Source organism: Desulforhabdus sp. TSK (assembly GCF_022836495.1).
In the GTDB taxonomy this organism is placed as follows: Bacteria; Desulfobacterota; Syntrophobacteria; order Syntrophobacterales; family Syntrophobacteraceae; genus Desulforhabdus.
This window is the reverse complement of sequence record NZ_BQXM01000019.1, coordinates 14,197-26,630: the sequence shown is the minus strand read 5'-3', so window position 1 is coordinate 26,630 and position 12,434 is coordinate 14,197. Positions and strand designations below refer to the sequence as shown.

Here is a 12,434-nt window from a genome sequence, read left to right as displayed (position 1 = left end):
GTGGAGGATCTCAGGGACCAATTCAACCAGCTGGGGATGAGGTTCACCGCTCAGCGGCGCATGATTTACGAGCTTTTTGAAAGCAGCCCCCGCGGGCTCACCGTCCCAGAGGCGGCTGCGGCGCTGAAAGACCGAAACGTCGGGGAAGTCACGATCTACCGCACCATCCGGGCCCTGCAGGACATCGGCCGCCTCCAGTGGGTCCACGATGGAAACGGCGAGCACCGCTTCGTGGCCTGCAGCTCCGCGCACTCCCACCCCGTTGCATGCCGCCGCTGCGGGCGGGTCGTGCAGTTTCGCACCTGTGAAATGTCCATCCTGGAAAAGCTGCTGAGCCTCGAAACGGGGTTCGCCATCGAGGGCCATCACCTGGAGTTTTACGGCATCTGCCCCGCTTGCAGGGCGGATAATGATAAAAAAGATCAATAAGGAACCGTCGTGTAGGGAGCACCGGGGATCCGTTCTCAATGTCGTTGACTTAACCTACTTGCGTCATCACGGCGAAAGCCGAAATCCAGGAAAATAAAGACGTTCTGGACCCCGGTTTTCACCGGGGTGACGTGAAGTCAACAGCGTTGGGATCCGTCCTTCACTGCAGCAGTTCATCCGGGACCTCGATGCTCCCCGGCTCCATGACCTGGGGAACGGGCAGCGGGGCCTTGAGGGGAGCCAGCTGCACGTCGGGGTTTCCCGGGAGCTTCACCCAGACTTTCCAGCCGGCGCCGCCGGCGTATTCCCGGTAGTCCCTGTAACCCGAATAGTAGGGCTGCCATTGGGCATCGCTTCCCCCGATACGGACGTACAGGTCTCCGTTGCGGCCCGTCACAAAAGCCGCGTAAACACCCTGTTCGCGAGCATTCTCCTGGGTATGGACCGTGCTGCATCCATGGACGCCGGCAACCTTTCGAGCATTGATGAGGGCATGGATCTTTTCACGAAGATCGCCGCCCCAGTCGAAATAATGCTTCCAGTAGACCGTGGGGACTCCGGGATGCGTCAGGATGTACGCATAGCCCTGTTCTACCTCCCACCCATTCTGAAAGCTGTCGGATGCGTGGTGCTCCTGGGGTGACCCGTCTTCGTTCGTCCGGTAGCCGGTATCGTGGTTTTCCAGGAACGTGACGGCCCTGTTTTTCCATGGGTGACCGTCCGTGGTGTCCCCCACCAGGCCGATGCCGCTGCCGAAGCCATACCAGGCACGGTAGTCCCCCTTGTGGTCCTTGAGGGTGAAACAGCTCGCAAAATCGAACACGCTGGAGGCTGTAGTCAGATCGCCCGGGACCGTCGCCGTATACCAGACCCACCCCCGCTGAGCGGCCTGCTGATCCCAGTCGTATTCCCCCACGGAGAAGGTCGGCCGGGTCGCCCGATTGTACACCGCAACCCAGCGGGCATGGTAGCCATGCACCATGTCGTAGCGCCATCCGCGGTAGCCCGCCGATTTCAACTGCAGCAGGTAACGGATGATGTCCCGACGCACCGTGAGGTTGGTGTGGTCGATGTCCCGGAAGGAAGCGTACTGATACGTCGTCCCCTGGTGCTGAGTGTACTCCGTGGGGCGCTCTTCCTCGGCCCCCCGCTGCTCCAGCGGCGTCCCGTAGAGCTCCGATTCCGGGTTCGTGAAGGCTTCGTCGTATCGGGTGATGGCCCAGGGACCCCAGTCGGGATTCTTGAAATCCCCCCATTGCCGGACGCCGCTCCGGTGGTTGATGACGATATCCGCTACCGGTTCGATGCCGTTCTGGAGCAGGGCCACCAGCATGGACCGCTGCTGCTGAAAGGTGCCGTAGCTGTTGTTCAGATTGAAATATTCCATGGGATTGTACCCGGCACTGAGCTCCCCGGCATAGGAGGGCGGAGGCAGCCATAGGAGATCAAAAAGTCCGTCCCGGAGGGTGGGGGCCTGCTCCCGGACAGTATCGTACCATGGCTTTGCTCCGTAGCCGGGAAACCTGTCGGGATGGCCGTGGCGATAGGATTCCCAGTAAAACCCCTGCAGCATGACACGGTCGTCGTCAAAGCCCGCCTGTCCGTAAGCCGTATTCGCATTGCTCAGGGACAGCATGACGGCAAGAGAGAGGACAAGAACGGTCCAGAGTCCTGATCTTCTCATAACGGTCTCCTCCTGGTAGAAGTGGATGCATTTCTATTGTTACAGTAGCTTCATGCCACCATATGAGAGGTGAGGTCGAGGAAAGATTGTACTGCGTTCGCCGGCGCTTATGAGACAATAAAGGAATTTTAAGATTGCAGCAGGAGGCTTGCAATCATTTCTCTCGTTTTTCCCTGCAAAACGACGCGCTGTCATCCTGGATGAGGTGGATGGCGATTGCAGAGGGTATCCTTTTCGGGTTACAAGTTGCACGTTGCATCCTTGGTGTTACCGCATACTTCTACAGAGGGAGACCCACACATGAAGCGAGTGATCGTCACGGGCGGAGCGGGATTCATCGGCAGCGCCTTCGTATGGAAATTGAACCGGGAGGGAATCGACAACATTCTGGTGGTCGACGATCTGAAGTCGGGGGAAAAGTGGAAGAACCTGGTGGGATTACGCTACACGGATTTTCTGCACAAGGAAGTGTTCCACCGGCAGGTGGCCGAGGGCTCCCTGACGTTCCACGCCGATGCCGTCGTCCACATGGGAGCGTGCTCCTCCACAACGGAGCGCGATGCCAATTATCTCATGGAAAACAACACGCACTTTACCCACACCCTTGCCAAGTGGGCGGTCCCGCGCGGGATTCGCTTCCTGTACGCCAGCAGCGCCGCTACCTACGGAGACGGAGACCAGGGGTTTTCCGACGAAATGGAATCCTTCCGCCTGCGTCCCCTCAATATGTACGGCTACTCCAAGCTCCTCTTCGACATCCAGGCGGAGCGCACCGGAATGCTGCAGCACATGGTGGGCCTGAAGTTCTTCAATGTTTTCGGCCCCAATGAATATCACAAGGGGGATATGGCGAGCGTGGTCTTCAAGGCGTTCCATCAGATTCAAGAAACGGGGCGGGTGCAGCTTTTTCGCTCTTACCGGGAAGAATACGGCGACGGGGAGCAGGTGCGGGACTTCGTTTATATCAAGGACTGCGTGGATGTGATGTGGTGGCTCCTGAATCACGACGAGGTGAACGGGCTGTTCAACCTGGGCACAGGGAAGGCCAGGTCCTGGAACGATCTCATCAAAGCCATCTTCGCGGCTCTCGGCCGCCCTCCCCAAATCGAATACATCCCCATGCCCGACGCCCTGCGCGACCGATACCAGTATTTCACCCAGGCGAGCATGGCGCATCTCCAGAAGACCGGGTGTCCCCTGCACTTCCATTCCCTGGAAGATGCTGTCCGCGACTACGTGGTGAACCACCTGCAGGCGCCCTCGCCCTACCTTTCGTCCTGAGGATGCGTCCACGCAGGAAAGCGGCGCTCATACCCACAATCATGCCGGGCACGCCCCGGCATCCCCCATCAAAAATCTGCGAGGCCCTGCGAATATCCTGCCCCGAAACGAGGTGGCCTCTTCAGGTCCGGCAAGATCACGGACATCACCAGGTGCGCACAGGCCCGACATCCATGTGCACGAAGTTCCCGTAGCGGCTGACCCCTCCAACCCCGAAAGCCTTGGCAGTCGTTGCGAGCGTACGCAGGCTGACGCCTTCCAGGGCGACATCGGCGGCCATGCCCCTGATGTGGTAGCTGTTGCGGGCCACGTGCCCATCGCGCCGGGCCAGCCTCCGGTTGTAAGAGGGGGACCGGTAGCCGGAAAACAGGACAAAAGGACGATGGGCGACTCCCAGGGAATGACGTACGGCATCGAGGAGCAGAAACAGTTCAGGGTGGATGGAAATCGCCTGGCCGGTATACTGGCAGCGAAAAAAATAACTGAGCTGCCGGCAACCGTTGGCCGCTAACTGCCGATTCCCATCCAGGTACTGAGCCCGGATGGATTCGTTGCTGTTGGCGTTGACCATGGAAAGCTCACCGGTGAGCAGGTCCTTGCCGCTCTTTCCACGGACACTCTGCTCGAGGAAGGCTTGAATAGGGTCTTGAGACGTACCGTCAAAGCGATCCGGTCTCAAGCTTGCCTCGATATCCTCAGCTGTGAGGGTCATCACTGACGCCGTTCCTACCAAAAGAGCTCTCAACATTTCTCTTCGTGTCATATGCAGTGCTCCGCAGCCGCCTTTTGGGGTACTCAAGGCGGCAGGTCATTGCCTGGCGGGCATCCGCAAAAAACTGCGGAACGGGCAAGAATCAATCTTTGCCCGGGCAAGCCCCGGCGCAGGTCTCTCTATTCAAAAAAACTTCGGATGTGCTGTCAGTTTTTCTGGAGACGGACGGTCATACTGAGAGATGAAGGGAAGGTGGGGCACGGCCCGAAAAAGGAAAGGCCCGGCACCGAGAGAGAATACACTTGGACTGGAACGTTTGTGCAGCACCGGGGAGTAGATCCCAGGCAAACGCAAACAAAAGGAAGGAAATCTGAACCGTTTGAAGGGTATGGAGAAAAATACACGCCAAGCAGGGCAATTCGCCGGGAGCCTGGCGGAACTTGCCCGCCGGATCGCCGGCACCGGACGTGGAGCTTGAAGGCTGTGAAGCGGCGGGACCGTAGAGTTGGCAGTTATGGAAGAAGTGGATCCCCGCGATGAGCGCGAAGAGAAGCAGCGCCATGAACAGCCCGAAGCTCCAGAGAAACCCATGCTTCCGGCCGTCACTTCCACCAAAATCCTGTAAAAGAGCAGTTTCAGACATTGTACTCATACCCAGGTTCTGAAAACATCCCTGAGCTCCGGACAGCACATGAAAACTGAAGCGTGCTGTTTCAGAAGAAACCTTCCCGAAGATCAAGGCATCCCTCACCTGGGCGCAGAACTAACCACATCGGCAGCAACCCTGTCAAGTGCCTTTGCGCACAACGGAGGCCGCCAGTGCCTCCGAGAGATGAAGATGTCGGTGCACCGACACCGATTAACACCTTTGAATTGCTTGCAATTCAAACAAGAGGCAAAAAATTTCCATCCGCCCTTTTCCTGCCTGCCTCACGGACTCCCGAAGCATCCCCTGGAAAGAAGCCAGCCTGTCATTTCTCCCTTGATTAAATTGAAAACATTAGCAAAAATGGAGACATGGAACCGTCCTCAGCTGCATCGCAGATGCCCCCCCTTTGACATGCACCAGGAAGGAGATCGAGATGCCCGACCCGGACAAGCCACTCCCTTTTTACCAGGTCCTGGAAGAGGAATTTATCCGCTTCCCTCACGACGAAAACTCCAGGGCGTACCAGGAGTATGCGAAGGCCAGGAAGGAGTTTGAAGAATCCTGCCGTGATGAGGCCAAAGAGTATGAAGATGAAAAAAAGGCCCTCGCTTCAAAACTTTACAGGTGCATCCACGAACTGGAGCCCAAACGAACGGCTCTGTGCCTCTCGGGCGGAGGCATCCGCAGCGCTACTTTCGCCCTCGGTGTGATCCAGGGACTGGCACGCCATGGTCTCCTGACGAAGTTCGACTACCTGTCCACGGTCTCGGGCGGCGGGTACATCGGGAGCTGGCTCACCGCCTGGTCCCACCATCATGCCGGCGGACTGCCCGGCGTCGCCGATGAACTGAGGAAGGCGCCCACCTCCCAACCGTACCCCGAACCGGAGCCCCTGCGGCACCTGCGCAGCTACAGCAACTACCTGAGCCCAAAGGTCGGCATTCTCTCGGCAGACACGTGGACTCTCGTCGGGACCTATCTCCGCAACCTGTTCCTCAACTGGCTGGTGCTCATCCCGCTGCTGGCGGCACTGCTGATGGTGCCTCGCGCCTCTGTAGCCGTGATCGTTGCACACCCTCCCGAGTGGTTGATGCAAGGTTGCCTGGCGGTCGGTTTTCTTCTGGGAGCATTCGGCATTTTCTACATGGGCCTGGCCCTCCCCAGCTCGAGCAGTGAGCTCCAGGCACGAAGCCCTTTCTGGTGGGTCCGCCGGGAGCAGAGGCATTTTCTGTCCTGGTGCTGGCTCCCCCTCATGGGCTCTGCTGTTCTTCTGACGACATTCTGGGCGTGGCTCCGGCAGGACGGCCCCCACATCGACGAGCTAAAAATATGGGGACAGGATCCCCTGCTGATCTTCGTGCTCTTCGGGGCGGCGCTCCATCTGCTGAGCTGCTGCGGGTACTCCTGGGTCCTGAGGAGCGTGAATTTCTGGGAAGTCGTCATCACCCTGCTGACGGGCCTGATGGCCGGCTGGCTGGCATGGCTCGGGGCCTCCAAGCTTTTTCCCCATCCGCTCCCGACCGTCGGACCCATTCCCCAGACCGAGCTGTACGCCTGCTTTGCCTCTCCCCTGTTCCTGATGGTCTTTCTCGTGGCTGCATCGGTGTTCGTCGGCTTGATCAGCCGCTGGACCAATGATGAAGATCGGGAATGGTGGGCTCGGGCCGGGTCCTGGCTGCTGATCGCCGCCGCAGGCTGGAGCGTCTTCAGTTGCCTGGCGGTCTTCGGTCCTCTGGCTTTTTCCCAGATCCCATCGAAAATCCTCGCCCCCCTCGGCGGTGTCACGGGCTTCATCTCGCTCCTGGCCGGGTGGAGTGCCAGGACCGTTCCGAATCCGCAGCAGGCAAGCCCGGCCGGACCCCTGGGAGTCCTTGCCGATAAAGCCCTGGTGCTGGCCGCGGCGCTGTTTTTATCCCTTTTCGCCGCCGTCCTGTCCCTGGGAGCCGGCGCCTGCATCGACTGGCTCTGCACTGCAATGCACATCGAAAGAAACGTACCGGGTGCGGAGAGTCCCCCACCCTACAACCTCTACGGCCACATGGACACCATCCACTACACGCCGTGGTGGCTGGTCGTGGGATTGCTGGTGGCCGCTGCATTGTTGGGACTCTTCATGGCCTGCTTCATCAATTCCAACAAGTTTTCGCTCCATGCAATGTACCGAAACCGGTTGATCCGCGCCTACCTCGGGGCGTCTCGGAAAGGGAGCCTCCGCGATCCGAATCCATTCACGGGATTCGATCCCATGGACAACATGCAGATGTGCGAACTGTGGCCCAACGCGGCATGCAGGGCCCCCCAGACAGCCCCCAGGGACAGTCGATGGCGCCCCATGCACGTGGTGAACATCGCCCTCAACCTGGTGAAGGGCAAGGAGCTTGCGTGGCAGCAGCGGAAAGCCGAGACCTTCACGGTTTCACCGCTTCACTGCGGAAATTATCGTCTGGGCTATCGGCGATCGGAAGAATACGGTGGGGCAGGCGATTGGCGCAGACCATTCCAGGAGAGAGAGGAAAAGCGGGCCATCTCGCTGGGAACCGCCGTGACGATCTCGGGGGCGGCGGCCAGCCCCAACATGGGGTATCATTCGTCCCCCCTGCTGACCCTTGTCATGACACTGTTCAATGTGCGGCTGGGCTGGTGGCTGGGGAACCCCGGAAAATACGGGAACAACACGTATCGTTACTCAGCGCCCAACGTCTCGGCGCGCCCCCTCATCTGCGAAGCCCTCGGTTTGACGGACGACGAAAGCCCGTATGTGTACCTCTCCGATGGAGGCCATTTCGAAAATTTGGGGCTCTATGAAATGGTCCTGCGCCGATGCCGTTTCATCGTGCTGAGTGATGCGGGCTGTGACCCTGAGTACCACCTGGAGGATCTTGGCAACGCCATCCGCAAAATTCGGATCGACCTGGGCGTTCCCATCGAATTCGAGCAAAAAATCCTTATTTATTCCCGGCATGACAAGGAACCGAAAGAGAACCGAAAACACTGCGCACTGGGCACGATACGCTATTCCGCGGTGGATGGAGAGGGGACGGACGGCATCCTGATTTACATCAAGCCGACCTTTTGCGGCGACGAATCCATCGACATCAAGCACTACGGCAACGAGGTGCACGCGTTTCCCCAGGAAGCGACGAGCGACCAGTTTTTCAGCGAATCGCAGTTCGAAAGCTATCGCATGCTGGGATTGCACACGATGGAGCAACTGTGCGGCACCTGCACCGGAGCGCTGGAGATGGACAGATTCGTGGCGGCCGTGAGAGAGTACCTGGCTCGGTCGTGAGCCGAAGGTCACCAGTAATAACGCCATCCCCACGGAGGGTAAGGATCATAGGGATAATAGTAGTAGTATGGCGCCGGGACCTCTTTGGGCCACAAGTAAAGCTCTTTGACGGAAAGCAGCGGGTAAGCGTACTCGATTTCCCCAAGGCGCTGGACACGCTTTCCCGTCAACTCGCCGGCCACGGTGACGGCCCGTCCCTCCGCATAGATGGCGGGATCCAGGTAGCGTCTATCGAGGGCGAGAAACCTCCCTTCGGACCAGTCCACGTTCCTCGGTCTCCCCCAGTAATCCGAAGGCTTTTGAAGCACTTTGAGCATCGTGCCTTCGGGAGTGTTCTGGGTGTTGAGAACCGTTCCGCTCCAGATGAAGATTTTTCCCGTATATCCGTCGGGATTTCTCAAGACTGCGCCAAAGGGGATGTCCAGGGAAGCCGTATTGCGGAGCTGTGGAGAGATGACCGGAGCACATGCCGTCAGCACCAGGAGCAGAAGCATCACGCCGAATTTTTGATGCAACCGGCTTCCCCCTCTCCCCGGGCAGATCAGCATGCAGGCCATGGCGATACACTTGTGGTCAATGTTTCCATCCCCCACCGGTGCAAGAATCCTCGCATCCCAAAGCATGACACGCAGCCTCCTCTCACAGGATCCGCCAATTTCGTATCAATCTAACGCTCACTGAAAGGTCTTTCAAGATCTCCGCATCATTGCATGGATCTCACTGAATCCTCATGGCTTCTCGAAATGCCCGAAGGCCGCCTTCAGGTGATCCATCCAGATGTCCACGATTTCCGGGTTCTCAATCGTGCCCTTGAGGATCGGCTCGGAGTGCACGCCATTTTTTGCCAGAACGCTTTTCCAGCTGTCGGGCTCGTTCCCGGCCATGTCGTTGAGGGCATGGTCACCGGCCACGGCCATGAAGGGCACCAGGTAAACCTTCTGGATTTTGCCTTCCTTCAGTTTGGGCAGCACATCTTCCAGGGTGGGATAGCCTTCCACCGTGCAGAGGTAGGCATGGGGATCCATTTCCTGGAAAACCTGATTCATGGCAAGATACAGAGCGTCCGCCGGGTGCTTTTCAGAGCCATGCCCCATGAGCAGCACGGCATCACCGGGCTTGCGGTCTGCCGGCAAATGCTTCAGAAGCGCCCTGGCCGCCCGCACCATGTCGTCACGGGACGAGAGGAGGGGTCTCGCCACCAGGACCTGCTCGAAGCCCCCATCCATCTGTCCGAACAGGTGAACATTTCGGTAAAGGCTGTGGAATTCCTCACCGGGAATGGTGTGCAGGGAGAGAACGGCCACATGCGTGTAGTTTTCATTCATGAGACGGGCCAGCGCCACTTCGGGTGAATCGAAAATCTTACCCTCCTTGGCCAGCTTCGCCCGGATCATGCTGGAAGTGTAAGCCCAACGGACCTCCGTTCCCGGAAACTCCTTCCTGGCCCGTTCCTCGATGCTCTCCAGGGCCTTGCGCGCCTCCGGAACACTGCTGCCGAAAGCCGCCAGGAGGATTGCCTTCTTGACCTCCCGCTTTTCACCATGCCCCGCCACAGCGGGCCCGGACAGGAGCAGCATGCTCAGTCCCAGGACCCAAACCCAGATTTTCAGCCAAACCGTTCTATTCATATTTCTCTCCTCATTGAAGGGGCGGGGTGGACGCCGGGGTCCGGATGGACGCCCGGCACCTTTCACACTTTCAGCCGTAAAGCCTCATGGGAGTCCCGCAGGGCTCCAGGGATTGCCGCGTCTCGTCATACTCGGCCCGCATGCAGGAAATGTGGTGCATGCCGCGCACGAGAAGCCGCCACCAGTGATGATTGATATCGGCCTCCGATGTGGCCACACACAGGTCATCGGCCTGCAGGAGCTTCCTCTGCTCCCCCAGGTCCATCCAGTCGGGCAATTCTTCTTTCCCGGTCGATACGTACAAAATAACGCCTCGCTTCATCGCATACCTCCCCGTCGTGGTGTGTTGAGCATCCGGGAGCCCCAGGCAGGGCTCCCGGAAGGTGAAGGGTTGAAAAGTGTTGAGGAGGGTCGGAGCCCTTCGTGAGGGTTACGAACGGCGCCAGGCTCCGGCCAAAAAAAAATCCCCAGAACGACTAAACGTCCTGAGGATTGCACCCTGATTCACTTGGTCCTGCGGCGGGCCATCGCATAGTTCCACGTACCGACAACCCATTAAGCATCAGGCAGGTCTTCTGACTCCCGGATCACCCTACTCTCCGAACCTTCCCGTTTTGCACCGGCAAAACAGTGGCTTTCTCGGATTTCGTCCCCGTTCACAGCGGCGGGACCGTTCCCGAATTACACGGGATTCCCTTTTAAGCGGTATAGCACCTGATGGCAATATTCAAATGTGGAATACCCCTAACACGCCCGCAAAGCTCATGTCAAGGATTTAAAAATCCTCCCTGCCCTTACTTGACGGCCCCCATGGTGAAGCCCGCAATGAAGCGATCCAGGAAGAACGTGTACAGGATGGCGACGGGGATGCTCGGCAGCAGGGCCCCGGCCATCAGCGGCCCCCAGCGAAAGACATCGCCCCGCACGAGCTCCGTCGGCACCCCGATGCTGATGGTCTTTTGGGCGGAAACCGAAATGAACGCCAGGGCGTAAATGAATTCATGCATGGTGAGGGTAAAAGCGAAGACAACGATGGTCAGGATCCCCGAGATGGAAAGGGGAATGATGATGCGCATCATGGCGCCCAATCGGCTGCAGCCGTCGATCATGGCCTGCTCTTCGATGTCCTTGGGGATAGACTTGAAAAATCCCATCAACAGCCAGGTGCAAAATGGAATGGTGAACGTGGGGTAAATCAGCACCAGCGCCATGCGCGATTCGTTCAAGCCGAAGAGACTGGTCATTCTCGACAGGGGAATGAACAGGAGCGTCGGCGGCACCAGGTAAGTGAGAAATATGCCGATGCCGAGGTTTTCCCCCCACTGCCTGCACCAGCGGGCGAGGCTGTAGGCCGCCGGGACGGAGACGGCCACCGTGATGCACACAACGGCCAGGCCGACCATGAGGGTATTGTACAGGTACTGGAGAAAGTAGGTATCGAAAAGCAGCAACCGGAGATGCTCCAGGGTTGCCGGTTCGTTGAAGCGAAAAGGGTTGTTTGCAGGGTTGAACAAGTCATGGTCCTGCTTGAACATGGCGATGAGCATCCAATAAAACGGGAATACGCTGAAAATGCAAAAAAAGGTCACAATGCTGTAGAGCGCGCTGCGCCCTCCCAGTTTTTTCAGACGGGTCATCACGTCACCTCCCTGCGCCGGGCCAGTTTCAACATGAGAACGGCCACGCCGGCCAGCATGGGGAAGAGGAACAGGGCAATGGCCGCACCCTGGGCAAGGTCTCCCCCTTCGATGCCTTTGAAGAAGGCCCAGCTGGCCAGCACCTGGGTGCTCTGAACCGGTCCCCCGCGCGTCAGCACGTACACGACGGTCATGTCCGTGAAGGTGAATACGATCCCGAACAGGAGCGCGATGCTCATGATGGGGAGAAGCAGGGGGACCTGGATGTGGAAGAGCCTCCGCCAGAAACCGGCGCCGTCGATTTCCGCGGCCTCCAGGATTTCATGGGAGATGCTGCTCAGGCCGGCCAGCAGGATCACGGTGGCCAGCGGGAGCATCCGCCAGGTATGGACCAGGATGATGATAGACGTCGCGGGGCGTTCCCACCTGCCGCACGCGTCCCTTGTTCATGACGACGATGCGGTCGCCAAGCCCCATGGCCTCCACCTGGTCGTGAGTCACATAAATGGTGGTGGTGCCGATGCTCCGCTGGAACTGCTGCAGCTCCTCCCGGGCGGAGCTCCTCAGCTTGGCGTCCAGGTTGGAAAGAGGCTCGTCCAGGAGAAAAACGCTCGGTTTCCGCACCATGGCCCGGGCGATGGCCACCCGCTGGCGCTCACCGCCCGAAAGCTCCCGGGGCTTGCGATGGAGCAGCCTGCCGATCCCGAACATCCCGGCCGCCCATTCCACTTTCTCCTGGATTTCAGTTTTCTCCATGCCCTGCGTCTGCAGGGGAAAAGCGATATTTTTGAATACGGTCATATGGGGATAGAGGGCATAGCTCTGAAAGACCATGGCGATATTGCGCACCCTGGGCAGAAGATGGTTCACCACCCTGCCCCCAATGAGAATCTCCCCCGAGGAGGGCTCCTCCAGTCCGGCAATCATGCGCAGCAGCGTGGTTTTGCCGCAGCCGGACGGCCCCAGAAGCACCAGAAATTCCCCTTCGCTGATGGCGAGATCCACCTCGTCCACGGCTTCGGCACTTCCAAACCGTTTGGTAAGCTTCTTCATTTCTACTTGAGCCATTCATTTCCTCCCGGCGTGAATGACGCGCAGGCCTGTCCCAATGCTGTTGACTCACCG

The 12,434-nt window shown here is 58.7% G+C and carries 9 protein-coding genes, 2 pseudogenes and 1 riboswitch; of the genes and pseudogenes, 3 read left to right on the top strand and 8 right to left on the bottom strand.

What is annotated here, in order from left to right:
- Positions 1-429, top strand: coding sequence for a Fur family transcriptional regulator (locus MWC30_RS12415; RefSeq protein ID WP_244084506.1), 429 nt, complete (start codon positions 1-3; stop codon positions 427-429).
- A gap of 160 nt (positions 430-589) precedes the next feature.
- Here MWC30_RS12415 and MWC30_RS12410 read toward each other — a convergent pair whose 3' ends face one another.
- Positions 590-2,113 carry an alpha-amylase family glycosyl hydrolase gene (locus MWC30_RS12410; RefSeq protein WP_244084505.1) on the bottom strand — a complete coding sequence of 508 codons (1,524 nt, stop codon included), beginning with the start codon at positions 2,111-2,113 and terminating at the stop codon, positions 590-592.
- A 300-nt stretch (positions 2,114-2,413) separates the two neighbouring features.
- On the opposite strand from MWC30_RS12410, the gene rfaD reads away from it, so the two are divergent.
- A complete protein-coding gene (gene rfaD, locus MWC30_RS12405) occupies positions 2,414-3,394 on the top strand; it encodes an ADP-glyceromanno-heptose 6-epimerase (protein ID WP_244084504.1) in 981 nt (326 codons plus the stop codon).
- Between the two features lie 145 nt (positions 3,395-3,539).
- Here rfaD and MWC30_RS12400 read toward each other — a convergent pair whose 3' ends face one another.
- Positions 3,540-4,157 carry a DUF882 domain-containing protein gene (locus MWC30_RS12400; RefSeq protein WP_244084503.1) on the bottom strand — a complete coding sequence of 206 codons (618 nt, stop codon included), beginning with the start codon at positions 4,155-4,157 and terminating at the stop codon, positions 3,540-3,542.
- Between the two features lie 1,031 nt (positions 4,158-5,188).
- Between MWC30_RS12400 and MWC30_RS12395 the strand changes: the two genes are divergently transcribed.
- Positions 5,189-8,044 (top strand): patatin-like phospholipase family protein, encoded by a 2,856-nt coding sequence (locus MWC30_RS12395; protein ID WP_244084502.1) that lies wholly within the window; start codon positions 5,189-5,191, stop codon positions 8,042-8,044.
- An 8-nt stretch (positions 8,045-8,052) separates the two neighbouring features.
- On the opposite strand, the gene MWC30_RS12390 is transcribed toward MWC30_RS12395, so the two are convergent.
- The 6 genes and pseudogenes from MWC30_RS12390 to MWC30_RS12365 all read right to left on the bottom strand — a co-directional run.
- A complete protein-coding gene (locus tag MWC30_RS12390) occupies positions 8,053-8,667 on the bottom strand; it encodes a Slp family lipoprotein (RefSeq protein WP_244084501.1) in 615 nt (204 codons plus the stop codon).
- A 105-nt stretch (positions 8,668-8,772) separates the two neighbouring features.
- Entirely contained in the window at positions 8,773-9,672 is a 900-nt protein-coding gene (locus tag MWC30_RS12385) for a sirohydrochlorin cobaltochelatase (RefSeq protein ID WP_244084500.1), read from the bottom strand.
- Positions 9,673-9,742: 70 nt separating this feature from the next.
- Positions 9,743-9,994 carry a hypothetical protein gene (locus MWC30_RS12380; protein ID WP_244084499.1) on the bottom strand — a complete coding sequence of 84 codons (252 nt, stop codon included), beginning with the start codon at positions 9,992-9,994 and terminating at the stop codon, positions 9,743-9,745.
- 225 nt (positions 9,995-10,219) lie between these two features.
- Positions 10,220-10,405, bottom strand: a riboswitch (cobalamin riboswitch).
- A gap of 61 nt (positions 10,406-10,466) precedes the next feature.
- On the bottom strand, positions 10,467-11,309 hold the full coding sequence (locus tag MWC30_RS12375; protein ID WP_244084498.1) for a carbohydrate ABC transporter permease: 843 nt from the start codon (positions 11,307-11,309) through the stop codon (positions 10,467-10,469).
- Positions 11,309-11,728 (bottom strand): annotated as a pseudogene (locus MWC30_RS12370) (carbohydrate ABC transporter permease); the annotation flags it as partial. The gene MWC30_RS12375 and the pseudogene MWC30_RS12370, both read right to left, overlap by 1 nt.
- A pseudogene (locus tag MWC30_RS12365) lies at positions 11,703-12,377 on the bottom strand (ABC transporter ATP-binding protein); the annotation flags it as partial. The pseudogenes MWC30_RS12370 and MWC30_RS12365, both read right to left, overlap by 26 nt.
- Positions 12,378-12,434 lie beyond the last annotated feature (57 nt).

Coding starts and splice junctions, on each gene's coding strand:
- MWC30_RS12390 (WP_244084501.1), bottom strand. CDS start 8,667: ATGCTTTGGGATGCGAGGATTCTTGCACCGGTGGGGGATGGAAACATT.
- MWC30_RS12400 (WP_244084503.1), bottom strand. CDS start 4,157: ATGACACGAAGAGAAATGTTGAGAGCTCTTTTGGTAGGAACGGCGTCA.
- MWC30_RS12410 (WP_244084505.1), bottom strand. CDS start 2,113: ATGAGAAGATCAGGACTCTGGACCGTTCTTGTCCTCTCTCTTGCCGTC.
- rfaD (WP_244084504.1), top strand. CDS start 2,414: ATGAAGCGAGTGATCGTCACGGGCGGAGCGGGATTCATCGGCAGCGCC.
- MWC30_RS12385 (WP_244084500.1), bottom strand. CDS start 9,672: ATGAATAGAACGGTTTGGCTGAAAATCTGGGTTTGGGTCCTGGGACTG.
- MWC30_RS12375 (WP_244084498.1), bottom strand. CDS start 11,309: ATGACCCGTCTGAAAAAACTGGGAGGGCGCAGCGCGCTCTACAGCATT.
- MWC30_RS12395 (WP_244084502.1), top strand. CDS start 5,189: ATGCCCGACCCGGACAAGCCACTCCCTTTTTACCAGGTCCTGGAAGAG.
- MWC30_RS12380 (WP_244084499.1), bottom strand. CDS start 9,994: ATGAAGCGAGGCGTTATTTTGTACGTATCGACCGGGAAAGAAGAATTG.